The organism is Streptomyces shaanxiensis, assembly GCF_039537145.1.
Classification (GTDB): domain Bacteria; phylum Actinomycetota; class Actinomycetes; order Streptomycetales; family Streptomycetaceae; genus Streptomyces; species Streptomyces shaanxiensis.
In genome coordinates, this window is record NZ_BAAAZY010000037.1 from 40,644 (window position 1) to 62,016 (window position 21,373).

The following is a 21,373-nucleotide window of genomic DNA, read 5'->3' on the forward strand; positions in this document are numbered from 1 at the left end:
CCGGCCGCCTGCGCGCAGCCCGGGCGAAGGGCCCGTGGTGCGGGTCAGCCCGCGCCGAACCAGGCCTCGGCCAGGGACGGCAGCGTACCGTCGGCCGGTGCCCCCAACTCCCGTAGGTACCAAGGGAGATTGCTGTACACGTGCAGCAACGTGTACGCGAGCAGCTCGGCCGGGTCGAAGGCGGTGCCGTACGACTTGGTGAGGCGGGCCAGCAGGTGCGGGTCGCCGCGGGTGACGAACAGGCCCACGCCGATGAAGTCGTACGCCCGGTCGCCGATCATGGCCGGCTCGAAGTCGAAGAGGCCGGTCAGCCGCCAGCCGTCGGGATCGACCAGGAAGTGCTGCAGCATGACCTCGGTGTGCAGCAAGGACGGGCGCGGCGTGCGGGGCAGCGGGACCGACGCGAGGAAGTCGGGGATCTGCTCCAGCCAGGCGTCCGGCAGTTCGTGCCCACGCTGCTGGTCCACCGCCCTGGCGCTCTGCCGGTCCACGAACGCGCCCCAGTCCCCGGGACCGAGGACGTCCGTGAGCGGCGCGGGATCCATGCCGTGGAGCACCGCGAGGGCCTCGCCGATCTCGGCGACGATCCGCTCACGGTCGGCGCCCGGCACGCGGTCCCAGGCGCCGGCCAGGTTCTCGCCGCGCAGCCGGGACATCAACACGTAATGCCAGCCGTTCTCGTACGGCCCGGCGTCATGCACGCGCGGCGTCGGAACGGGCAGGAGCCCCTGGATGTGGGACAGGACCCGGCCCTCGGCGATGCCGTCCTCGGCCGCTGCTCCGGGGAACAGCTTGAGTACGTGCTCGTCGCCCACGGCGTAGACCGGCTGGGACCCGTCCGGGAAGCGGGTCAGTGGGGCGCCGCCCAGGCCGAGGCGGGCGCACAGGTCCTCCGCCCCGGGCCGCATGATCGTTTCGTCCGGGACGACGGCGTCCCATTCCTCGTCCGTTTCCACCGGTGGAAGCATGATCGGGACCGTAGGACGGCCCGCTTTCGCGGGGCAACGGATTTTCCCGGCGCCCGGAGCCCGGCGGCCTCGGCGGAGCCCGTGGGGCCCGAGCCCGTGCGTGGGGAGCTGCGCTCGAACCCCTGCCCGCACGTCACGGAGCAGGTCCGGCCACGTACCATGGCGACATGTCGTTCCTCCGCCGCCGCAGCGCCACGCCCGCCGGGCCCGACTTCGACGTACTGGCCATGGACCCGGGCGACTGGCCCGGCAATCTGGGCGCCGGGCTGCTGCCCGCCCCGGACGGCAGCTGCCAGGGCGTCTTCCTGCGTTACGACCTCTTCGGCGGCCGCGGCCCCGCGATGATCATCGGCAACCTCCCGGAGGGTTCGCCGGCCCGCGAGGTCACCGAGGGCGAGATCCCGTTCGAGGTCGCGCAGCTGCTGCTGGCCCTGGAGAACGACGAGGAGGTCACCGTCGTCGGCAGCGAGGACGTGCCGGTGATGCAGGGCGACAACCTCCTGATCGTGCGGCGTCTGAAGCTCTCCGAGAGCCGGATCTCCTGTGTGCAGTTCGACCGCAGCGACAACGTCCTGGTCACCATCGCCGCCTGGGACCGCCCCATCACCGACGATCTGTACGCCCTCCTGAAGCCGCTGCCCGCAGAGCTGTTCCAGCAGGGCTGAGTCGTCCCGCCCGAGGCCCCGGTGTTCGAGGTCCCGCACGTGTTGTCATGACCCTTGCCGCAGAGTCATCGGATCTCTAGCGTCTGGGGTCATGTCGTATGAGCCGCATGGGATCACTCGAAGAACGACCTTAAAGGTAGCGGCCGGAGGTGCCGGAGGGCTCGCTCTGGGGGCTGGAGCCGTGGAGGCTGCCGCCGCTGATTCCTCCGATGTGTCGAGGGGGTCGTCGGTGCTCTGGTACGCCACCCCGGCCGGCGACTGGGAGCGGGAGGCCCTCCCCGTCGGCAACGGCGCGCTCGGCGCCATGGTGTTCGGCACGCTCGCCTCGGAACGGCTGCAGTTCAACGAGAAGACCCTCTGGACCGGCGGCCCCGGCTCCGCCCAGGGCTACGACCACGGCAACTGGCGCGGGCCCCGCCCCGGCGCCGTCTCCTCCGTGCAGGACGACCTCGACACGCGGACCACCCTCGACCCCGAGTCCGTGGCCGACCGGCTCGGCCAGCCGCGGATCGGCTACGGCGCCCATCAGACCTTCGGCGACCTGCACCTCGACCTGCCCGGCGCACCGACGACGACCCCCGCGGACTACCGCCGCGACCTCGACCTCGACAACGCGGTCGCCTCCGTCACCTACACCCACCAAGGGGTCCGCCACCAACGGGACTTCTTCGCCTCCCACCCCGACGGTGTGATCGTCGGCCGGCTCGACGCCGACCGGCCCGGCAGCGTCACCTTCACCCTGCGCCACACCTCGCCCCGCGCCGACTTCACCGCCACCGCGGCCGACGGAACCCTGACCGTGCGGGGCGCACTCGCCGACAACGGACTGCGCTTCGAGGCACAGGTCCGCGTGCGCAGCCAGGGCGGCACCGTCACCTCCGACGCCGCCGGCACCCTCACCGTCACCGGGGCCGACAGCGCCTGGTTCGTCCTGGCCGCGGGCACCGACTACGCCGACACCTACCCCGACTACCGAGGCCCGGACCCGCACGCCGCCGTCAGCCGTGCCGTTGAGCAGGCCGGCGACCGCTACGAGGCCCTGCTGGACCGGCATGTCCGTGACCACCGGGCCCTGTTCGGCCGAGTAGGCCTGGACATCGGCCAGTCACTCCCCGCGGACGTTCCCACGGACCGGCTGCTGTCGTCGTACACCGGCGGGACGAGCCCGGCGGACCGCGCCCTCGAAGCCCTCTACTTCCAGTACGGCCGCTACCTGCTCATCGCCTCCTCACGCCCCGGCTCCCTGCCCGCCAACCTCCAGGGCGTCTGGAACAACAGCACCTCGCCCCCGTGGTCGGCGGACTACCACACCAACATCAACATCCAGATGAACTACTGGCCCGCCGAGGCCGCGAACCTCGCCGAGACGACGGAGCCGTACGACCGCTTCGTCGAGGCCCTGCGCGCGCCCGGACGCCGTACGGCACAGGAGATGTTCGGCTCGCGCGGCTGGGTCGTCCACAACGAGACCAACCCGTACGGCTTCACCGGTGTGCACGACTGGGCGACCGCGTTCTGGTTCCCCGAGGCGGCGGCCTGGCTCAGCCAACAGCTCTACGAGCACTACCGGTTCGGCGGTTCCACGCACTACCTGCGCACCACGGCCTACCCCGTGATGAAGGAGGCCGCCGAGTTCTGGCTCGACAACCTGCGCACCGACCCGCGCGACGGCACCCTCGTCGTCACCCCCAGCTACTCGCCCGAGCACGGCGACTTCACCGCCGGTGCCGCCATGTCGCAGCAGATCGTCCACGACCTGTTCACCAACACCCTCGAAGCGGCCCGGATCCTCGGCGACACGCCCGACTTCCGGCGCCGCGTCGAAGAGGCGCTGAACCGGCTCGACCCCGGTCTGCGGATCGGCTCCTGGGGCCAACTCCAGGAGTGGAAGGAGGACTTGGACGACGCCACCGACGACCACCGGCATGTCTCCCATCTGTTCGCCCTCCACCCGGGGCGGCAGATCGAGCCCGGGAGCGCGTGGGCGGAGGCCGCCAAGGTCTCCCTGACCGCACGCGGGGACGGCGGCACCGGCTGGTCCAAGGCCTGGAAGATCAACTTCTGGGCGCGGCTGCGCGACGGCGACCACGCCCACAAGATGCTCGGCGAGCAGCTCAAGTCCTCGACCCTGCCCAACCTCTGGGACACCCACCCGCCGTTCCAGATCGACGGCAACTTCGGTGCCACCTCCGGGATCGTCGAGCTGCTCCTGCAGAGCCAGTACGACGTCATCGAGGTACTGCCCGCCCTGCCCGCCGCCTGGCCGGCCGGCTCGGTGCGGGGCCTGCGCGCCCGTGGCGGCGCCACCCTCGACATCGAGTGGGCGGACGGACAGGCCATCCGTATCGCCCTGAAGGCCTCCCGGACCCGTCAACTCACCGTACGCAGTGACTTGTTCAAGGACGGGGACCTGACCTTCAGGGCGGTCGCCGGGCGGCGGTACATCTGGGAGAGGGAGGACTGACGCCGCACAGGACCGACGGTGGTGCCGTCAGCCTGCCGACGGCACCACCCGCACATCAGCCGCCCGCACGAACCCGACCCGGTGACCGTACTGGATCTCGTAGTACAGGTCCTTGCCGACGACGACCTGGTGCGAGGCGACGTCGAACTTCACGGCGTAGTAGTACTCGCCGGGCACCTTGTCACCCACCACGTACCTCTGGCCCGCGGGCAGGGTGTACGGCAGCGGCGACACGCTCTGGGCGGGGACGCCCGACGGATACGCGGAGGCCTCCGGGTAGGCGCGCCCGTACACCGGGATGCTCGCGGCGCCGTCCTTGGGCGTCACCACGAGGCCGGTCGCGTGCACCGCGGTCGGGTTCTTCGCGGGGTTCTTGAACCAAGCCTTCTGGCCGAGGTACCAGATCGCCGTCCAGTCGCCGCTCCGGCCGGCCACCGCGTACTGCTGGCCGGTCGAGACCCGCGAGGACAGGTCGTTCACTCCGGTGGTCGGGGTCGAGCCCAGACCGATGTCCTTGATCAGGGGGTACGACTCGCCGGGCCCGGAGTACAGCCGCACCGCGCTCGAACCGTGGGCCGCGCAGGGCCGGCCCGCGGACACGCAGCCCGTGTACCCGGGCCGGTTGGTGGCGTAGTCGGGGCGGATCGTCACCATGCCGCCGTCCGGGCCCGCGGTGGGCACGAACGGGCGGCCGAGCAGCTCGAAGTAGTGCCGCCAGTCCCAGTACGGGCCCGGGTCGGTGTGCATGCCGCCGACCGTCGACGCGGTCGGACCCGGCACGTTGTCATGGCCGAGGATGTGCTGCCGGTCCAGCGGGATGTCGTACTTGTGGGCCAGATGCGTCACCAGGCGGGCCGAGGACCGGTACATCGCCTCCGTGTACCAGGAGTCCGGCTGCGCCAGGAAGCCCTCGTGCTCCAGGCCGATCGACTTGGAGTTGACGTACCAGTTGCCCGCGTGCCAGGCCACGTCCTTCGCCTTCACATGCTGGGCGATGTGGCCGTCGGTGGAGCGCAGGGAGTACTGCCACGACACATAGGCCGGGTCCTGGACCATCTGGAGGACTCCCTCCCAGGCGCCCTCCGTGTCGTGGATGATGATGTAGTCGATGTCCTGGGAGGCCGGGCGGTCGCCGAGGTCGTGGTTGCCGTAGTCGCCCTCCCCGAACTCCTCGTACGGTGCCGGGATCCACTCGCAGGACACCGTCGTCGGGCACTCCGTCCCCGCCGCGTTCGCCGTCCGCAACCCTGCCCGCCTCAGCTGTGCGGTGTCGGGGGCGAGGCCCGGCCGGGCGGCCAGAGCCACCCGTTGGCCCGAGTCCGTGTCGCGCTCCTGGCCGGTGCGCATGACGTCGAACACGTCGTTCGCGTACGCCGTCGCCGTGGCCCGGTCGTCGGCCCCGGAGAAGCGGGCCACCGCGCCGTACCAGTCCGCCGGATCGGAGCTCAGCGGCTCGCCCAGCTCCTTCTGTGCGGCGGCGAGCAGGGCGGCGCCGCCGGCCACATTGGCGGCCGTGTCCGTACGCAGTGCGCGCGGGCTCAGCCCGGTCAGCTCGGCCGCCCTCGGCAAGGTCTTGAGGCGGGCCGGGATCTCCGAGGCCTGCGGCAGCTTGGCGTCGGGGAGCAGGGGCGGGCGGGCGCTGTCGCCGCGCGCGTCCTCCGAGCCCTCGCTGTGGTGCGGCGTGGCCCCGGCGAGGGCGGTGCGGGCGTCGGTGAGGTGCATCGGGCCGTAGCCGCCGGTCACGCTCGGCGCCCCGCCGTGCGCGTCCCAGCGGGACTGCAGGTAGGAGACACCGAGCAGGACGCTCTGCGGCACGTGGTACTCGGCGGCGGCGGAGGCGAAGGCCGACTGCAGGCGGTCCGACGGGCTCGGGGCATCCGGCGGGGCCGCCCCCAGCAGCGGGAACAGCAGCGCCACCGCGGCCGACGCGACGGCGGTCGACCGGGTGCGGCTGTGCCCGGCTGCTCGAGTGGGGGCGGTGAATGATCCGCGCATAGCAGCCTCCTGGGACGGTCGGGCGCGATGAGCCGTGCGGTGCCGGGCGTGCGTCTGTGGTACCGGCTGTCCGACGATCCGTCAATCATGCCGCCGGGCAGGCGAAATACCCTGGAGATCGGGGGTCCCGGGAGTTTCGTGGCGGCGGCGTCCAGGCCTGCGGGGCGTCAGTGGCGTACACCGATGGGCCGTCCGAGTGACGTGCTTCAAGAGGCCGTGCGTGAGCGGACATACGAAGGCCCGCGGTGCGCCGTCGTTCCTTGCGCACCGCGGGCCACCGTCCCCGTCAGCGAGTGCCGACCGCCGCGCGAACGGCCCGTCGGGCCAGTTGGCAGTCGTCGTGCAGCCGCCTCAGGAGCAGCCGCTGTTCCTCGCCGGACGGCGCAGCACCCGGGTGGGCCACTCCCGGTGCCGCCGGGGTCGTGTCGTGCATCGAACGCTGCACGGCCGTCTCGTAGGTACGGATCTCCCGGGTCAGCACGAGCATCAGGTTCACCAGGAACGCGTCCCGTGAAGCCGGGCCCGCCGACTGGGCGATCTGGCTGATCTGCCGACGGGCCACCGGTGCGTCCCCGAGCACCGACCACAGCGTCGCCAGGTCGTAGCCCGGCAGGTACCACCCCGCGTGCTCCCAGTCCACCAGCACTGGACCGGCCGGTGAGAGCAGGATGTTCGAGAGCAGTGCGTCGCCGTGACAGAACTGGCCCATGCCCTGCCGGCCCGCGGTCGCCGCGATGCCGTGCAGCAGCTTCTGCAGATCGCCCATGTCCCGGTCGGTGAGCATGCCCAGCTCGTGGTACCGGGAGATCCGCGTCGCGTAGTCCAGCGGTGCGTCGAACGTGCCCGCCGGCGGACGCCACGCGTTGAGCCGGCAGATCGCTCCGAGCGCCGCCCTGATGTCCGCACGCGGAGGCGCCTCCAAGGGGTGCCGCTGCAGTGCCGCCACCCGGCCCGGCATCCGCTCGATGACGAGTGTGCAGTTGTCCGGATCCGCTGCGATCAGTCTCGGCACGCGCACCGGTGGGCGGTGCCGGACGAACGAGCGGTATGCCGCTATCTCGTGCCGGATCCGCTCGGCCCACGCCGGCGAGAGGTCGAGTAAGCACTTGGCGACGGCCGTGCTGCGCCCGGTCGTGCCGACCAGGAGCACGGACCGCCCGCTGCGGCGCAGTACCTGCACCGGAGCGAACTCCGGGCAGATCCGGTGCACCGACGCGATCGCGGTACGCAGCTGGGCGCCCTGAGGGCCGGACAAGTCGAGTCTCCCGCTGAGCGGTTGGGTGCCGAGCCCCGCGGCGCGCCGCGGCCGGCCCGCGCCGAGCACGGGTGCGGCCGCCGGCCGCGCGGGGTCGAGGTAAGGGCCGCTGCCCGCCGGGCGGGCACGCAGCGACCGGGGCGGGGCGGACACGGAGGACGATGCTGCGTACATGGGAGAAACAGATCCCTTCGTGTGCCTGCGACGACAAAGCGCTGCCCGATCCGGCCGCCCGGGTGCACCCTGGGGAATGCACCAGTTGTCAGGGCGAACCGGGTCGGGGTGGCGCGTTCCTACCTGACACCCGATGCCCAGTGGCACACCATCTGGCGCACCCTGGCGAACCCTGGCGAATAGTCCCGAGGCAACTCTCACCGGGCTACTGTCAACTCAGCCGAGAACCTGGGGGCTTGACGTGAGCGGAGAACCCAACACCCGCCTTTCGGACCTGTTCGGCCTGGCCGGCTGGTCCAAGGGCGAGCTCGCGAGGCTGGTCAACCGGCAGGCGGCGGCCATGGGCCACCCGCAGCTGGCGACCGACACCTCGCGGGTGCGGCGGTGGATCGACATGGGAGAGATCCCGCGCGATCCGGTGCCGCGGGTGCTGGCAGCTCTGTTCACCGAGCGTCTCGGCCGTGTCGTGACCATCGAGGACCTCGGTCTGGTCCGGCACGGGCGTGCGGGGAAACGGCAGGACGGCGGGAATGTGGAGCATCCCGACGGTGTGCCGTGGGCGCCCGAACGGACTGCTGCGGTCCTCACCGAATTCACGGGAATGGACCTCATGCTCAACCGACGCGGCTTGGTGGGCGCGGGTGCCGCGCTCGCCGCGGGATCCGCACTCAGCAGCGCCATGCACGACTGGCTGCAATCAGACCCGGCCCTCAAGGCCGAGGCCCCCCAGTTCGACGACCCCCTGCACGCCGACCCCGCCGGGTTCGACCGTTACGAGGCCGCCCCCATCGGATCGCAGGAGATCGAGGAACTGGAGCGCTCGGTCGAGGTGTTCCGGGCCTGGGACGCGGCCCGCGGCGGCGGGCTGCAGCGCAAGGCAGTCGTAGGCCAACTCAACGAGGTGGGCGGCATGCTCGCCTACCGTCACCCCGAACATCTGCAGCGGCGCCTGTGGGGCGTCGCCGCCAACCTCGCCGTCCTCGCGGGCTGGATGTCGCACGACGTCGGCCTGGAGCCCACGGCACAGAAGTACTTCGTCATCGCCGCCCACGCGGCCCGAGAGGGCGGCGACCGGCCCCGCGCCGGGGAGGCGCTCTCCCGAGCGGCTCGCCAGATGGTGCACCTCGGCCGGCCCGACGACGCACTCGACCTCATGAAACTCGCCCAGTCCGGCTCCGGCGAACAGGTGCTGCCGCGCACCAGGGCCATGTTCCACACCATCGAGGCCTGGGCACAGGCGTCGATGGGCAAGGGCCAGGCCATGCGCCGCACCCTCGGACAGGCGGAGGACCTCTTCGTCTCCGACCGGGGTGACGTACCGCCGCCGAGCTGGATGCAGACCTTCAAGGACGAGGATCTGTACGGCATGCAGGCCCTGGCCTACCGCACGCTGGCCGAGTTCGACCCCACCGCGGCCGCACATGCCCAGCACTACGCGGAGAAGGCCCTGGCCCTGCGGATCGACGGCCGGGAACGGTCGAAGATCTTCGACCATCTGTCCATGGCGTCCGCCTGCTTCATCGCGGACGACCCCGAACAGGCGGACCGGTACGCACGTCTGGCCCTGATGTCGATGGGCTCGAACTCGTCCGGCCGCACCTGGGACCGGCTCCGTCAGATGTACCGGCTCACCGCCGAGTACTCCAGCTATCCGAGGATCAACGAACTGCGGGAGGAGATCCGTTTGGCGCTGCCCAAGACGAGGAAGCCGAGCGGCGGCAACAGCGCACAGGCATAGGGGGACTGTGCAGCTGATCGACCACCGGAAGAGCTAGGAAGTTTCAGGACGTCACCGAGGTTCGGACGACGTTTCAGGACGTCACCCTGGCCACGAGCACGCAGGCGTCGTCCTCGCGCTCACTGTCACCGAACTCCTCCATGACCAGCCGTACGCAGTCCTGCGCACCGCGTGCCCCGCCCAAGCGGGGGGCCAGGTCGAGGAGACGGCTCACGGAGTCCGCTCCGCTGTGCCTGGGCACCAGCCCGTCCGTGTGCAGCAGGAGCAGGTCGCCCACCTCGAGGGTCTCTTCGGCCTGTGCGTAGACGGCACCCGAGGTGGCGCCGAGCAGGACGCCGTCCGGTGGGTTCAGCCTGCGCCCCGTCCCGTCGCGGAACAGCAGCGGGGCGGGGTGTCCGGCCTGCGCCCAGGTCAGGGTGCGGCTCTCGGGCCGGTACCGGCAGCAGACGGCGCTGCCGAGGGCCGGCTGGACGGTGGCGTCGAGCAACTGGTTGAGCCAGGACATCAGTTGCCCCGGCTGGGTGCCCGCCATCGCCATGCCGCGTACGGCGCCCAGCAGGGTCGCCATGCCCGATGTCACGGCGACGCCGTGCCCGGTGAGGTCGCCGACGCTCAACAGCGTGTCGCCGTCGGCCAGTTCGAGTGCGTCGTACCAGTCGCCGCCGATCAGCGCGCTCGTCGACGACGGCAGATAGCGAGCCGCGAGGTCCAGTGTGGCAGGCCCCCCGTGCGGGAGCCGCAGGGAGCCGCGCCACGGCGGCAGCACGGCCTCCTGCAGCTCGACCGCGAGCCGGTGCTCGGTCTGCGCGTGGTGCCGGTGGCGCTGGAGCGAGTCACGGGTCTCGCTCACCTCGCTCTGGCTCCTGCGCAGTGCGCTGACGTCCCGCAGCACGGCCCACATCGAGGCGGCGCTGCCGTCAGAGTCGAGCACGGGCTCGCCCATCATGTGCACGGTCCGGATCTCGTCGTCCGGCCGGACGATGCGGAACTCCCCGTCGATGGGCTTGGCGTCGACCAGGCAGTGGGTGACCATCGCCGTCAGTTTCGGCCGGTCCTCGTCGAGCACCAGGGACGGCAGCTCGTCGAGGGTGAGCGGGGCAGTGGCGGGGTCGCGCCCCAGGATCTGGTAGAGCTCGCCGGACCAGCTGGCCTCGTCCGTCAGCAGGTTCCACTCCGCGCTGCCGACCCGGCTGAGCAGCGAGCCGCGCCGCGCGGCGGGCGGCTCCGGCCGGTCGGCGGGCGGGGCCGCGGGAGCGGGGGGAGCGGGTGCCGGGCCGTCCCTCAGCTGTGCCAGGTGCTCGTCGAGGTCGCTGAGCTGGTGCAGGGCGAGGTCGCACAGCGCCCGCTGCCACCGCTCCTGCGGGTCCGAACCGTCGCTGCGTGTGTCCCGCCGTACGGCGTCGACGTCGCCCCGGAGCCGCCGCGTCTGCGATATCAGCGCGTCGACCGAGCCGCGCCCTGGCGGCTGGGCGGCGGGGCGGTCCGCAGAGAGATGGGACGGCATGACGCACTCCGATGCGGGGACGGTACGACCAAGGCTGACGGAAGGACCGTTACGACTGTTGCACAGCCCGCGACGCGCTGTAAGGGATTTGGCAACACCCGATACGGTGGTGCGTCTGGCATATGCCAGAGTCTTCACGGAGGGCTCGTGCCGTGCGAATGCCGTACGTCACCGGCGGGGTCAAGTCGTAGACAGCGTACGTGATTTGACGGTCATCCGAGACGATCGTACGACGTTCATTCGAGTGTTCGACGGTCGTGTGTTCCAGGAGTGGCGCGGAGGTCGGCGGCCGTCCGGAGGATGCATCCCTTGGGAGTGATGCAGCTCACATAAATGAGGTGTGCTTCGGCGTAATGCAAAGGGCACCTGCGGGGTCCTAAGAACACAGCGGCAAAAACCGTCCGACCTCCGACCCGCAGGGGAGACCGCCCATGGACATCGCCCTCGAGCAGCCCGCCCGCGCCCGTCTGATCACCGGCGAGGAGCGTGAACTCCCCGTTCCCGCCAAGCTGCGCTACGCCTCCACGGATCCGCTGGCGGTGCACCTCGACTTCCCGGGCGAGGTCTCCCTCGATGGGCAGGGTGCCACCTGGATCTTCGCGCGCAGCCTGCTGGAGGCGGGGCTGCGCGGGCCGGCCGGGGACGGGGACGTGCACATCTGGCCGTGCGGACCCGAGCGCACGGTCGTGGAGCTGCACTCGCCGTACGGCATGGCGCTGCTCCAGTTCGACACCTCCGCACTGAACCGCTTCCTGCTGCGCACGTACGCGGCGGTGCCGGCCGGGGAGGAGGACCTCGGGGCGGTGGTGGAGCGCGGACTGACCGCGCTGTTCGACGGCGTGTGAGGGCGGTGACCGGACGAGACGGCCCCATGAGGAGGTGAACCGTCGAGGAGGCGAGCGTGCCGCCGCTGTGCCTCCTCGACGACCCGACGTCAGTACCGCAACACCCCGGCGATCCCGTGGGCGTCGCCCAGCGTGCCGTCCGGTACGAAGCGGACGTCGGCACCGGTCTCCAGGCACTGCTCGACGATCTCGTCCACGATGTCCTCGCGGGCGTCGAGCTCGCCGCTCGCGGCCGGGATCAGATGGTCGCCGCCCTCGCCGCGCACCGTCACCCGGTAGTTCTCCTCGACGGCCAGCAGCCGTACCCGGCCCTCACGGGCGCTGCGCCAGACCTCGTCGACGCCGGCCGCGAACGCCTTGCGGCCCATGGCCGATTCGAGTTCGCGCGCCACCGAGTCGGTGTTCCGGCGGGCCTCAGCGGTGATCACCGGCCGGATGGCCTGCCACACCGCCTCGTGCGTGCCGTGCGCGAGCCCGCCGTGCGGGACGTGCACCGCCTCCTTGGCGACGCCGCCGATCTCGTCCAGCAGGGACAGCGCGGCCTGCTCGCCGGTGACGTACAGCGGCCGCGGGTTGTCCCGCAGGACCGTGGTCATCGCGGAGTCCGCGTCCTTGAGGAAGTGGCGGGTGCCCTCGTCGCGGAACGTGCTCGGATTGTCGCCGATCCGCTCCCGGCGCTCGGCGTCGAAGTTCTCGACGCGCCTGGTCAGCGGGAAGCCGCCGATGCGGGCCTCGGTGACGCGGTCCGGGCCGCCGGTCCACAGCGTGACACGGTCGGGGGAGACCGACAGCACCCAGAACGGCCGTTCGGCGGCCTCGGCGGAGACGAGATTGCGGGTCAGGAAGGTGTCCGAGAGCACCACGCGCTCGGGCACCGTGCGGGCGAGCGACCACACCTGGTGCTCACCCGGGGCGGCGAAGATCACCAGACCGTCCTCGGCGTGCGTCAGATCGACCTCGGCGAGTGCCTGGTCGAGCTGACGCTCGACATCCGCCCGTCGCTCGCGGGTGACCGAGGGGTCGGCCTCCAGCTGCTTCTTGGCCTCGGCCACGACATTGCGCAGCCGGACCTGGTCCTGCGCCCGGTAGGGCTCTCGGCGATGCGTGGGCGTCAGCACGGACACGGCCGGATAGGGGCGCGGGCGCCGCAGCTCGATCAGGGTCGTGGGACTGAGTGCGTGCTCCATAACAAGCACGATAGGACCGATTCGCCGATCGGGCATTAGGGGCAATCCGGTGCGCCGGAACGTCCCTGTTCCCGGGGCCGCCCTCAGGATTCCCGGTCGTCCTCGGGCCCGCAGGAGCTGCCGTCGGCGGGCAGTGTGCCGTACAGCAGGAAGGTGTCGACCTTGCGGTGCACGCACTTGGAGGAGGCGTATCCGGTGTGGCCGCTGCCCTTGTTGTCCAGGACCACGGCGGAGGGGCCGAGCCGCTTCGCCGTCTCCACGGTCCAGCGGTACGGCGTCGCCGGATCGCCGCGCGTGCCCACGAGGAGCATCTTCGGCGTGTGCACGTCCTTCACGTCGTCGCGGATGAAGTCCGTGCCCTTGGGGCGGCCGTAGCACAGCAGCACCCCGGTGAGCCGGTAGGGGCCGAAGACCGGCGACGCCTGCTCGTACTCGGCGCGCAGCCGGTCGAGACTCCCGGCGATCTGCCCGCCGCTCGGGCGGTCCGGATCGTCCGCGCAGTTGATCGCCGTCAGGGCGGCGGAGAGGTTGTCGAGGGGGACGTCCTCGGCGTCGACGAGACCGCCGTCGGGCTCGTCGGTCTCCTCGCGCCGCCAGGGCGCCATCCCGCCCGTCGCGAACGTCTCGATGGCGTGCGTGTCGCCGTCCTCCACCAGCGAGGCGAGGGCCCGCTCCAGGGAGGGCCACAACTCCTCGCTGTAGAGCGCCTGCCCGATGGCGCCGACCAGGTCCTGCCCGGTGAACGGTTCGCCGAACGCCGACGGCACCGGGTTCTCGTCCAGCGAGTCGACGAGGCGCACGACCTGCTTCCTGGCCTCGCGCGCGTCCTGCCCGAACGGACAGGCGATGTCCTTCACACACCAGTTGATGAACTCCTCCAGAGCCTTCTGCTGGCCCTGGGCGCCGGCCACGCCCTGCTCGGTCAGCGGTTCGGTCAGCGTGTCCACGCCGTCGAGCACCAACCGGCCTACCTTCTCGGGAAATTGGGCGGCGTACACCGCGCCGAGCCGGGTTCCGTACGAGAAGCCCAGGTAGTTGAGCTTCTCGTCACCGACGGCCTGGCGCATCACGTCCATGTCGCGCGAGGCGTTGACCGTGCCGATGTGGGGGAGTACGGGTCCGGAGTGCCGGGCACACGCGTCGGCCGCCTTCTTCAACTGCCGCAGGACGTGCTGCGGATCGCCGCCGAGCTCCGTGCCGTCGTCCTCCACCTCGATGTCCTCCTGGCCGTCCCCGCAGCTGACCGGTGAGGACCTGCCGACACCGCGCGGATCGAACGTCACGATGTCGTAGTTGTCCGTCAGCTCCATGAACTCCTTGCCGCCGGCCGCGAACTGGGGGACACCCGCGCCGCCCGGCCCGCCGAAGTTGACCAGCACCGAGCCCCGCTTCTCGCCCGTGGCCCGGTAGCGGGCGAGCGCCAGATCGAGGGTCCCCGCCTTGGGGTGGGCGTAGTCGAGGGGGACGGTGATCTTGCCGCACTGCATGTCCTTCGGCAGTCCCTCGCCCGGGCACTTCGCCCAGGCGACCTTCTGCTCGTAGAAGCGGGTGAGGTCGGGCTCGGGGCCGTCCGTGGCCGTCGGCAGGCCCGTGCCGAGCAGGACCAGTCCGACCGCGCCGGTGACCGCGCAGCGTCGCAGCATGGGCCGCGTTGACAGCTTGGCCAGCATCAATGCCTCCAGGGACGCCCGTCGCGGACCGGGGAACGGCGTCCTCGCTCACGATAAGCGGGCCCCGGAACGCACGCCTCCGGACGTGCGGGACCGCCGGAGCGGGCGTACCCTGCGCCCCTTGCGTGCCCATCGGGTGTTTTTGCCACTAGTTCGACAACCGTGCCGCTCGATGGGGTGAAAGGCAGATAAGCCATAACTCGAATGGTTCGCCCGCGTTTTATCCGATGCGGGCGAGGGCCCGCGACCATGTCTGGAAGGCAGGGAACCTATGAGACGGGTTACCCGAAACGGTGTGATCGCCGTCGCCGCCGCCTCGGGCGCGATGGCCATGGCAATGCCGGCGTATGCCGATTCCGCGGCGCACGGTGCCGCGGCCGACTCGCCGGGGCTGCTCTCCGGCAATACCGTCCAGCTCCCGGTGGACGTCCCGGTGAACGTGTGCGGGAACACCGTGAACGTGGTGGGACTGCTCAACCCCGCCGCGGGCAACAGCTGCGCGAACAAGGACGCTGCCGGCAAGCCGGGCGGCACGTCGCACGACGGAGCCTCGGCCGTAGGAAGCGGAAAGGATTCGCCGGGCATCGCGTCCGGCAACGTCGTGGAGCTCCCCGTCCACCTCCCGGTGAACGTCAGCGGCAACAGCGTGAACGTGGTCGGCGTCGGCAACGCGGTGACCGGCAACGAGTCGGTGAACGGCCCCGGCGACACCCCGCCCCCCACCACGAGGCCGGCGCCCAAGCCGTCCGAGCCGAGGACGCACCCGCCACGGCCGAGGGCGGTACCGCCCGCGTTCGTCCCGCAGGGGTCCAGCGGCTCCCTCGCCCACACGGGAGCGGACCAGCCCCTCGCCGCCGCCGTGGGCGGCACGGTTCTCGTGCTCGGCGGGGCCATCCTGTACCGCCGCTTCCGCCCACAGGCGGTGCGCTGACACCGCCCTTGGCGACTGCGGTACGCGAGGCCCCACCGGGCGGGCGAGCGGTGGGGCCTTCGTCATGCGGACATCCGTCCGGATTGGTGGTGCGTACATCCGTCCGGTTTCGGGGTGCGGACAACCGTCCGGGCTTACCCCCTTGCGCGGCAACGGCTTGATCATGCCGTGACGCCTCGGCGGGCCATCGGAAAGGATGCTGCGTGCACGGTCGATCACCGTGCGCACGCGACCGCCGACGGAATGGAGCGCACCCATGGCCTCTCCGGCCCCCGAAGACCTCGTCGTGACCCGGGCCGATCTCGACGACTGGCCGGTCGTCCGCGACTGGGCCGTCGCCGAGGGGTGGAACCCGGGAGTCGCGGACGGTGCGGCCTTCTTCGCACAGGACCCGGAGGGCTTCTTCATCGGCCGGATCGACGGCGAGCCCGTCTCGGCGATCTCCGTCGTCAACTACGGCGCCGACTACGCCTTCCTGGGCTGGTACCTGGTCCGTCCCGACCTGCGCGGCCGTGGCTACGGCCTCACCACGTGGAAGACCGCGTTGGCGCACGCCGAGAACCGCACGGTGGGCCTCGACGGCGTGGTCGCCGAGCAGGACAACTACCGCCGCTCGGGCTTCGAACTCGCCCACCGCACCTTCCGGTTCACCGGCACGGCACCCACCGGCGAGGCTCCGGCGGACGTCCGCGCCGTACGGCCCGCCGACCTGGCGGAGATCGCCGCGTACGACGGGCTCTGCACGCCGGCCGACCGGCCCCGCTTCCTGGAGCACTGGCTCACCGGGCCGGGACACCACGCCGTCGTCCGCCGCGACGGCGACCGCGTCACTGGCTACGGAGTGATCCGCCCAGGTCAGGACTGCCCGCGTATCGGCCCGCTCTTCGCCGACACCGCCGAGGACGCGCGGGCCCTCTGCGCCGCCCTGACCGCGGAGGCGGCCGGCCGCGAGGTCGCCATCGACGTGCCCGAGACCAACGCGGCGGCGGTGGCCCTGGTCGAGGAGGCCGGCTTCACGCCGTCCTTCGAAACGGCCCGTATGTACACGGGCCCGGTGCGGCCGTACGCCCAGGAGCGGGTCTTCGGCGTCACCACGCTGGAACTCGGCTAGCGGGCCCCGGCGGGACCTTCCCGGAACGCCGGCGTCCGGGCCGTACGGTGCTCGAAACCGCCCGTCAGCCCGTTCGCCGGTGGAACCGGAAGTGCAGCGCTCGGATGTCCTCCGCCAACTCGGGCACCGGCCCCTCCACCGCCACGCCCGGCGCGACCTCCTGGACCGGCAGCGTCCGTACCGGCGGGGCGGGCACACCCAACTCGGCCAGCCAGCCGGCCAGTTGCTCCGACGAGGCGACGTACACGATGCGTCCCAGGCCGACCCACGCGTGCGCGGCCGCGCACATCGGGCAGTGCTCGCCGGAGGTGTAGACGGTCGCGGCCGCCCGCTCGTCGGGCGACATGTGGGCGGCGGACCAGCGGGCCAGCTCGAACTCGGGGTGGCGGGTGCGGTCGCCCGAGGCGACGCGGTTGTGGTCCTCGGCGAGCACCGCGCCGTCCGCCCCCACCAGAACGGAACCGAACGGCTCGTCACCGGACTCCAGCGCCTCGGCCGCGAGCTCGACGCAGCGGCGCAGGTACGGCAGTTCGGCGTCCTTCACGACCATGGCGTACGGCCCTCCTCGCGGCGCGATTCCTCCCGGCGCTCCCTATGATCGCCGACGCACGGCCGGAAAGGCGTGCCGACGGCCCAGCGCCACCGTGACCAGCGCCCCCGCGATCAGCGGCAGCGACGTCCACGGCAGGGCACCGGCACCGAGGTGTTCCAGGGCCACGCCTCCGGTGAGCGAACCCCCAGCGATCCCCGCGTTGTAGACGGTGGTCTGCAGGGACGTGGCCACATCGGCGTGCGCGGGACCCGAGGCGTCGACCAGCGCGGTCTGGATCAGCGTCGGCGCCCCGCCGAAGGCGACGCCCCACAGGGCCACGCAGGCGAGCAGAACGGCGGGAGTCCCGGCGAAGCCGCCGAGGACGGGCATGACCGCCGAGCAGAGGGCGAGCGCGACCAGCAGAACCGGCCGAAGGCGCCGGTCGACCAGGACGCCGGTCAGCCAGATCCCGGCGACCGTGGCCGCCCCGAACACCAGCAGGACCAGGCCCGTACGCCCGAACCCGGCATGCGCCGCGAACGGGGCGACGTATGTGTACATCACCTGGTGGCCCAGCAGCAGAAGCAGCGTGACGGACAGGACGACCGGGATCCCCGGGAGCCCGGCCACCCGGCGCAGCGGCAGCCGCGCACCCGGCGGCTCGCCCGGGAATCCGGGCACCCGCCACCGCACCCAGGCCACCAGCAGCACCGCGAGCCCGGCCAGGGCGCCGAACGCCGCGCGCCAGCCGACCACCTGGGCGAGCGCGGTCCCGGCGGGCACGCCCAGCGACAGTGCCAGCGTGATCCCGGCGAGCACGATCGCGATCGCCCGCCCGCGCCGCTCGGCCGGCACCATCCGGGCCGCGTACCCGACGAGCATCGCCCACAACGTGCCGCCCGTCAGCCCGGCCACGAGCCGGGCCGTGAAGGTGAGGCCGTACGACGAGGACAGCGCGACCACCGCGTTGCTCGCCGCGAAGCCCAGCAGCGTCCCGACGAGCACCGGGCGCCTGGGCAGCCCCCGCAGCAGGACCGTGAGCGGGATCGCGCCCGCGAAGGAGGCCACCGCGTATCCCGTCACCAGGAAGCCGACCTGTGCCTCGGACACCCCCAGCGCAGGGGCCATGCGAGTCAGCAGTCCCGCCGGGAGCAGCTCCGTCAGGACGGCGGTGAAGGCGGCGGCGGACAGGGCGAGCAGCCCGGACCAGGGCAGCGAGGTGGGCAGGGCTCGGCCCTTGGCCATGAATGTGGTGGACATGCGACCATGCTCGAACCCTCACATCAGTGTGAAGGCAAGGGTGACCTTCGAGTCCCGAAGAGGCGGACATGAAGATCGGTGAACTCTCCCGCCGCACCGGCGTGCCCACCAGGCTGCTGCGCTACTACGAGGAACAGGACCTGCTCCACCCGGAGCGCACGGACAACGGCTACCGGGACTACGCCGAGTCCTCGGTCCAGGACGTCCAGCAGATCCGCGGGCTCCTCGACTCGGGGCTGACCACGGAGATGATCCGCGCGATCCTGCCCTATCTCTCCGGCCCCGACGAGATCCTGCTGCCCGCCGAGCACCTCACCCCGCGGACCGCCGCTCTCCTGCAGGGCCACATCGACCGCATCCAGTCCCGCATCGACTGTCTGGCCCGCAACCGCGACCGGTTGAGTGCCTATCTGGCGGCGGTGCGGCCGGAGTCCGACGAAGAGCTTGTTGACCGGTAAAGCTGTTGCCCAGGGCCCCGCCCGATGCTGGAGTGACCCCATGGATCATGCCTCGATACTCGCCCTGTACGACCGGGACATGCGCGAGGGCGCACAGCCGGACAGCCCCGACGCCCGGGTCGAGCGGATCGGGCGTGTGGTCCGCCAGGTCTCCTCGGCACGCGGCTGGAACGGCGTCGTGTGGTCCGACCTGGACGCGGCGAGCGCCGACGCGGCCATCGCCGAGCAGATCGCCCACTTCACCGGGCTCGGCCGCGAGTTCGAGTGGAAGCTGTACGGGCACGACCTCCCCGTGGACCTCGGACAGCGGCTCAGGGACGCCGGGTTCACGGCCCAGCCCGAGGAGACGCTGATGATCGGCGAGGTCGCCGCGCTGACCCTGGACGCCGAGCCGCCGGAGGGCATCCGCGTGCTGCCGGTCACCGACGCGAAGGGGGTCGACCTCGTCGCCGAGGTGCACGAGAAGGCGTTCGGCACCGACAGCTCCCGGATGCGCCACCAGCTGCTCGCCCGCCTCGCGGCCGATCCGGACTCCGTGGTCGCCGTGGTCGCGCTGGCCGGGGACACACCGGTGAGCGCGGCCCGCATGGAGCTGGTCCCGGGCACCCGGTTCGCCGGACTGTGGGGCGGCGGCACCGTCGAGGCCTGGCGTGGCCGTGGCGTCTACCGTGCCCTGGTGGCCCATCGTGCCCGCGCCGCCGTGGACCGCGGTTACCGCTACCTCCAGGTCGACGCCATGAGCGCCAGCCGCCCTGTCCTGGAGCGCCTCGGGTTCACGCCGCTGACCACCACGACGCCGTACGTGTACGTGCCGTAGCGGGAGCCGACGGGCCACAACGTCACCGGTCTCGGCCGCGGGCCGGGCAACGGCGTCCGGGCCGACCTGCTGGACCGCGACGCCCTGCTCCGCGCGGTCGACGGCCGGCACTTCGACACCGTGATCCACGCGGCGACCGTGCTGCGCAGGCCGCCGATGCGCCACCGCGACATGCACGCCACCGACGCGCTGCGCATCGCCGGAACTGGAGCTGGAACGCCACATCGCGGCGATGCGCGTGAAGGAGCAACTCACCTTCGGTGCCGAGGGGTTGGAAGGCGTCGCGCTGCGCTTCGGCCTGTTCTACGGTCCCGGCGGCACCGACGCCCTCCTGCCCATGCTGCGTAAGCGGCAACTGCCCGTGCCCAGTGACCATGGCCGGGTCCTGCCCTGGATCGACCTCACCGACGCGGCCCGGGTGGTGGTCGCCGCCGTCGAACGGGGGCGCCCCGGTGAGGCGTACATCATCGCCGACCGGGCTCCGATGGGTTTCGGGGCCCATGTCCTTGTGCGTGGCCGAGGAGTTCGGGCTGCCGGAGCCGATGACGGTGCCGCTGTGGCTGACGAGGTCCATGTCGTACGCGCACGCGGTGATGTCGACGGCGCTGCGGGTGTCCATGGAGAAAGCGGAGCGGGAGTTGGGCTGGACGCCCGCGTATCCGGCGGTGCGTGACGGACTCGCCGCGATGAGGGCGCCCGTGGGGCACTCATGACGCCGGGACGTTCGTGGCGTGAGGTCGTCCATGGAGTGAGGGCATTCATGGCGTCGGGGCGCGCATGACGTCATGCGCGCCCCGTGTCCGTCCCGCTCTCCTCATACGAGGTCAGCGTCGTGCCTTCGCACGGTCGAGAGCGGCCACGCCCAGTGCGGCGAGGCCGATCTGGAACAGCCACTCGATCCAGTCGACGCCGTCGGTGTCGGCCACGTCGAAGCCGGCCGCGAGGGCCGAACCGAGCAGCGCGGCCACGATGCCGACGAGGATCGTCCACAGGACCCCGATGCGCTGACGGCCCGGAACCACGAGGCGCCCCAGCACACCAATGATGATGCCGATAACAATGGCACTGATGATGCCCGAGATCTCCATTTCGCCCTCTTCCTCCTGTCCCCGCACTGACTCGGGTTCCCCGTGGAGGCAGGGACAGTCCGTTCCGCTTCAACCGGTGGCCGGCACCGGGCCGCCCGACACCCCGGCCCGGTTCACGGCCCACCCGGTGGCGGCCACCAGCTCGGTGGCGATGTCGATCACCGAGCGGCCGTCGGTCGCCACATGCAGGACGTCCGCGGGTGCACGCTCCTCCAGGAGCCGGGCCTTGCGGGCGCTGTTGCGCATCTCGTGTTCCAGCTCCGAGCCCAGTTCGCGCCCGGTGAGCCGTTGTCCTGCCGTCTCGTCGGTGGCGGTGAGCAGAACCCGGACGAGCCGTACGCCGTCCCCCATGGCGCGGCGGAACATGGGCGCGCTCTCGTCGAGCACGCTGACGGTGTTCGTGTAGACGAGCCGCCGGTATCCGAGCTCGGCGTAGTTCCCCCACACGGCAGCCAGGTTCCGCTCGGTGATGCCGGCCCGGTGCGTGTCGCCGGCCGGTGCCGGATGGACGTATCCCATGAAGTCGCCGTCGATCACGGCGTGCGCGACCCGCGCCGCCCGCAGTCGAGCCGAGACCTCCCAGCCGACGGTGGTCTTGCCGACCCCGGCGCGTCCTCCGATGAGGAGTGCTTCCGTGTGATCCATGGGGGCAGCGTGCCCGGATGCGGGCATCCTTGGCGAGTGGTTTTGGCTCGTGCTCGTCCTGGTCGG

Annotated in this window: 19 protein-coding genes; 9 read left to right on the top strand and 10 right to left on the bottom strand. The window is 71.6% G+C overall.

The annotated features are described in order from the left end of the window. Window positions 1-44: 44 nt before the first annotated feature. Window positions 45-968 carry a phosphotransferase family protein gene (locus ABD932_RS42905; protein WP_345021865.1) on the bottom strand — a complete coding sequence of 308 codons (924 nt, stop codon included), beginning with the start codon at window positions 966-968 and terminating at the stop codon, window positions 45-47. A 167-nt stretch (window positions 969-1,135) separates the two neighbouring features. On the opposite strand from ABD932_RS42905, the gene ABD932_RS42910 reads away from it, so the two are divergent. Together ABD932_RS42910 and ABD932_RS42915 are read left to right on the top strand one after the other, a co-directional pair. Beyond that, a complete protein-coding gene (locus ABD932_RS42910; protein ID WP_345021866.1) occupies window positions 1,136-1,633 on the top strand; it encodes a hypothetical protein in 498 nt (165 codons plus the stop codon). A 229-nt stretch (window positions 1,634-1,862) separates the two neighbouring features. Next, a complete protein-coding gene (locus ABD932_RS42915; protein WP_345021867.1) occupies window positions 1,863-4,097 on the top strand; it encodes a glycoside hydrolase family 95 protein in 2,235 nt (744 codons plus the stop codon). A 27-nt stretch (window positions 4,098-4,124) separates the two neighbouring features. On the opposite strand, the gene ABD932_RS42920 is transcribed toward ABD932_RS42915, so the two are convergent. Further along, window positions 4,125-6,092 carry an N-acetylmuramoyl-L-alanine amidase gene (locus ABD932_RS42920; RefSeq protein WP_345021869.1) on the bottom strand — a complete coding sequence of 656 codons (1,968 nt, stop codon included), beginning with the start codon at window positions 6,090-6,092 and terminating at the stop codon, window positions 4,125-4,127. A 286-nt stretch (window positions 6,093-6,378) separates the two neighbouring features. Next, on the bottom strand, window positions 6,379-7,521 hold the full coding sequence (locus ABD932_RS42925) for an aminoglycoside phosphotransferase family protein (RefSeq protein ID WP_345021871.1): 1,143 nt from the start codon (window positions 7,519-7,521) through the stop codon (window positions 6,379-6,381). 241 nt (window positions 7,522-7,762) lie between these two features. Between ABD932_RS42925 and ABD932_RS42930 the strand changes: the two genes are divergently transcribed. After that, entirely contained in the window at window positions 7,763-9,259 is a 1,497-nt protein-coding gene (locus tag ABD932_RS42930; RefSeq protein WP_345021873.1) for a DNA-binding protein NsdB, read from the top strand. 73 nt (window positions 9,260-9,332) lie between these two features. Here ABD932_RS42930 and ABD932_RS42935 read toward each other — a convergent pair whose 3' ends face one another. Next, window positions 9,333-10,763 (bottom strand): PP2C family protein-serine/threonine phosphatase, encoded by a 1,431-nt coding sequence (locus ABD932_RS42935; protein WP_345021875.1) that lies wholly within the window; start codon window positions 10,761-10,763, stop codon window positions 9,333-9,335. Between the two features lie 431 nt (window positions 10,764-11,194). Between ABD932_RS42935 and ABD932_RS42940 the strand changes: the two genes are divergently transcribed. Then, a complete protein-coding gene (locus ABD932_RS42940; protein ID WP_345021877.1) occupies window positions 11,195-11,608 on the top strand; it encodes an SsgA family sporulation/cell division regulator in 414 nt (137 codons plus the stop codon). Window positions 11,609-11,697: 89 nt separating this feature from the next. Here ABD932_RS42940 and ABD932_RS42945 read toward each other — a convergent pair whose 3' ends face one another. Then, the gene (locus ABD932_RS42945) at window positions 11,698-12,795 is read right to left on the bottom strand and encodes a baeRF3 domain-containing protein (protein WP_345021878.1); all 1,098 of its coding nucleotides are present in this window, start codon (window positions 12,793-12,795) and stop codon (window positions 11,698-11,700) included. Between the two features lie 83 nt (window positions 12,796-12,878). After that, complete coding sequence (locus tag ABD932_RS42950; RefSeq protein ID WP_345021879.1) at window positions 12,879-14,465, bottom strand: alpha/beta hydrolase; 1,587 nt, start codon at window positions 14,463-14,465, stop codon at window positions 12,879-12,881. Window positions 14,466-14,736: 271 nt separating this feature from the next. On the opposite strand from ABD932_RS42950, the gene ABD932_RS42955 reads away from it, so the two are divergent. After that, the gene (locus tag ABD932_RS42955; RefSeq protein ID WP_345021880.1) at window positions 14,737-15,396 is read left to right on the top strand and encodes a chaplin; all 660 of its coding nucleotides are present in this window, start codon (window positions 14,737-14,739) and stop codon (window positions 15,394-15,396) included. A 256-nt stretch (window positions 15,397-15,652) separates the two neighbouring features. Beyond that, window positions 15,653-16,507 carry a GNAT family N-acetyltransferase gene (locus ABD932_RS42960; RefSeq protein WP_345021882.1) on the top strand — a complete coding sequence of 285 codons (855 nt, stop codon included), beginning with the start codon at window positions 15,653-15,655 and terminating at the stop codon, window positions 16,505-16,507. A gap of 64 nt (window positions 16,508-16,571) precedes the next feature. Here ABD932_RS42960 and ABD932_RS42965 read toward each other — a convergent pair whose 3' ends face one another. Then, entirely contained in the window at window positions 16,572-17,057 is a 486-nt protein-coding gene (locus ABD932_RS42965; protein WP_345021884.1) for a nucleoside deaminase, read from the bottom strand. 42 nt (window positions 17,058-17,099) lie between these two features. After that, on the bottom strand, window positions 17,100-18,299 hold the full coding sequence (locus ABD932_RS42970) for an MFS transporter (RefSeq protein ID WP_345021886.1): 1,200 nt from the start codon (window positions 18,297-18,299) through the stop codon (window positions 17,100-17,102). A gap of 68 nt (window positions 18,300-18,367) precedes the next feature. On the opposite strand from ABD932_RS42970, the gene ABD932_RS42975 reads away from it, so the two are divergent. The 3 genes from ABD932_RS42975 (at window position 18,368) to ABD932_RS42985 (ending at window position 20,247) form a co-directional block, all read left to right on the top strand. Continuing rightward, a complete protein-coding gene (locus tag ABD932_RS42975; protein WP_345021888.1) occupies window positions 18,368-18,757 on the top strand; it encodes a MerR family transcriptional regulator in 390 nt (129 codons plus the stop codon). 40 nt (window positions 18,758-18,797) lie between these two features. Further along, complete coding sequence (locus ABD932_RS42980) at window positions 18,798-19,574, top strand: GNAT family N-acetyltransferase (RefSeq protein WP_345021890.1); 777 nt, start codon at window positions 18,798-18,800, stop codon at window positions 19,572-19,574. Between the two features lie 232 nt (window positions 19,575-19,806). Next, window positions 19,807-20,247 (top strand): NAD-dependent epimerase/dehydratase family protein, encoded by a 441-nt coding sequence (locus ABD932_RS42985; RefSeq protein ID WP_345021892.1) that lies wholly within the window; start codon window positions 19,807-19,809, stop codon window positions 20,245-20,247. A gap of 151 nt (window positions 20,248-20,398) precedes the next feature. On the opposite strand, the gene ABD932_RS42990 is transcribed toward ABD932_RS42985, so the two are convergent. Together ABD932_RS42990 and ABD932_RS42995 are read right to left on the bottom strand one after the other, a co-directional pair. Continuing rightward, the gene (locus tag ABD932_RS42990; protein WP_126397978.1) at window positions 20,399-20,662 is read right to left on the bottom strand and encodes a GlsB/YeaQ/YmgE family stress response membrane protein; all 264 of its coding nucleotides are present in this window, start codon (window positions 20,660-20,662) and stop codon (window positions 20,399-20,401) included. A gap of 69 nt (window positions 20,663-20,731) precedes the next feature. After that, window positions 20,732-21,307 carry an ATP-binding protein gene (locus ABD932_RS42995; protein ID WP_345021894.1) on the bottom strand — a complete coding sequence of 192 codons (576 nt, stop codon included), beginning with the start codon at window positions 21,305-21,307 and terminating at the stop codon, window positions 20,732-20,734. Window positions 21,308-21,373 lie beyond the last annotated feature (66 nt).

Bases quoted from the DNA above. Each gene is read 5' to 3' on its own strand.
- ABD932_RS42975 (WP_345021888.1), top strand. From the start codon at position 18,368: ATGAAGATCGGTGAACTCTCCCGCCGCACCGGCGTGCCCACCAGGCTG.
- ABD932_RS42995 (WP_345021894.1), bottom strand. From the start codon at position 21,307: ATGGATCACACGGAAGCACTCCTCATCGGAGGACGCGCCGGGGTCGGC.
- ABD932_RS42925 (WP_345021871.1), bottom strand. From the start codon at position 7,521: ATGTACGCAGCATCGTCCTCCGTGTCCGCCCCGCCCCGGTCGCTGCGT.
- ABD932_RS42940 (WP_345021877.1), top strand. From the start codon at position 11,195: ATGGACATCGCCCTCGAGCAGCCCGCCCGCGCCCGTCTGATCACCGGC.
- ABD932_RS42955 (WP_345021880.1), top strand. From the start codon at position 14,737: ATGAGACGGGTTACCCGAAACGGTGTGATCGCCGTCGCCGCCGCCTCG.
- ABD932_RS42905 (WP_345021865.1), bottom strand. From the start codon at position 968: ATGCTTCCACCGGTGGAAACGGACGAGGAATGGGACGCCGTCGTCCCG.
- ABD932_RS42935 (WP_345021875.1), bottom strand. From the start codon at position 10,763: ATGCCGTCCCATCTCTCTGCGGACCGCCCCGCCGCCCAGCCGCCAGGG.
- ABD932_RS42910 (WP_345021866.1), top strand. From the start codon at position 1,136: ATGTCGTTCCTCCGCCGCCGCAGCGCCACGCCCGCCGGGCCCGACTTC.
- ABD932_RS42960 (WP_345021882.1), top strand. From the start codon at position 15,653: ATGGCCTCTCCGGCCCCCGAAGACCTCGTCGTGACCCGGGCCGATCTC.
- ABD932_RS42990 (WP_126397978.1), bottom strand. From the start codon at position 20,662: ATGGAGATCTCGGGCATCATCAGTGCCATTGTTATCGGCATCATCATT.
- ABD932_RS42985 (WP_345021892.1), top strand. From the start codon at position 19,807: ATGCGCGTGAAGGAGCAACTCACCTTCGGTGCCGAGGGGTTGGAAGGC.
- ABD932_RS42945 (WP_345021878.1), bottom strand. From the start codon at position 12,795: ATGGAGCACGCACTCAGTCCCACGACCCTGATCGAGCTGCGGCGCCCG.
- ABD932_RS42965 (WP_345021884.1), bottom strand. From the start codon at position 17,057: ATGGTCGTGAAGGACGCCGAACTGCCGTACCTGCGCCGCTGCGTCGAG.
- ABD932_RS42970 (WP_345021886.1), bottom strand. From the start codon at position 18,299: ATGTCCACCACATTCATGGCCAAGGGCCGAGCCCTGCCCACCTCGCTG.
- ABD932_RS42950 (WP_345021879.1), bottom strand. From the start codon at position 14,465: ATGCTGGCCAAGCTGTCAACGCGGCCCATGCTGCGACGCTGCGCGGTC.
- ABD932_RS42980 (WP_345021890.1), top strand. From the start codon at position 18,798: ATGGATCATGCCTCGATACTCGCCCTGTACGACCGGGACATGCGCGAG.
- ABD932_RS42920 (WP_345021869.1), bottom strand. From the start codon at position 6,092: ATGCGCGGATCATTCACCGCCCCCACTCGAGCAGCCGGGCACAGCCGC.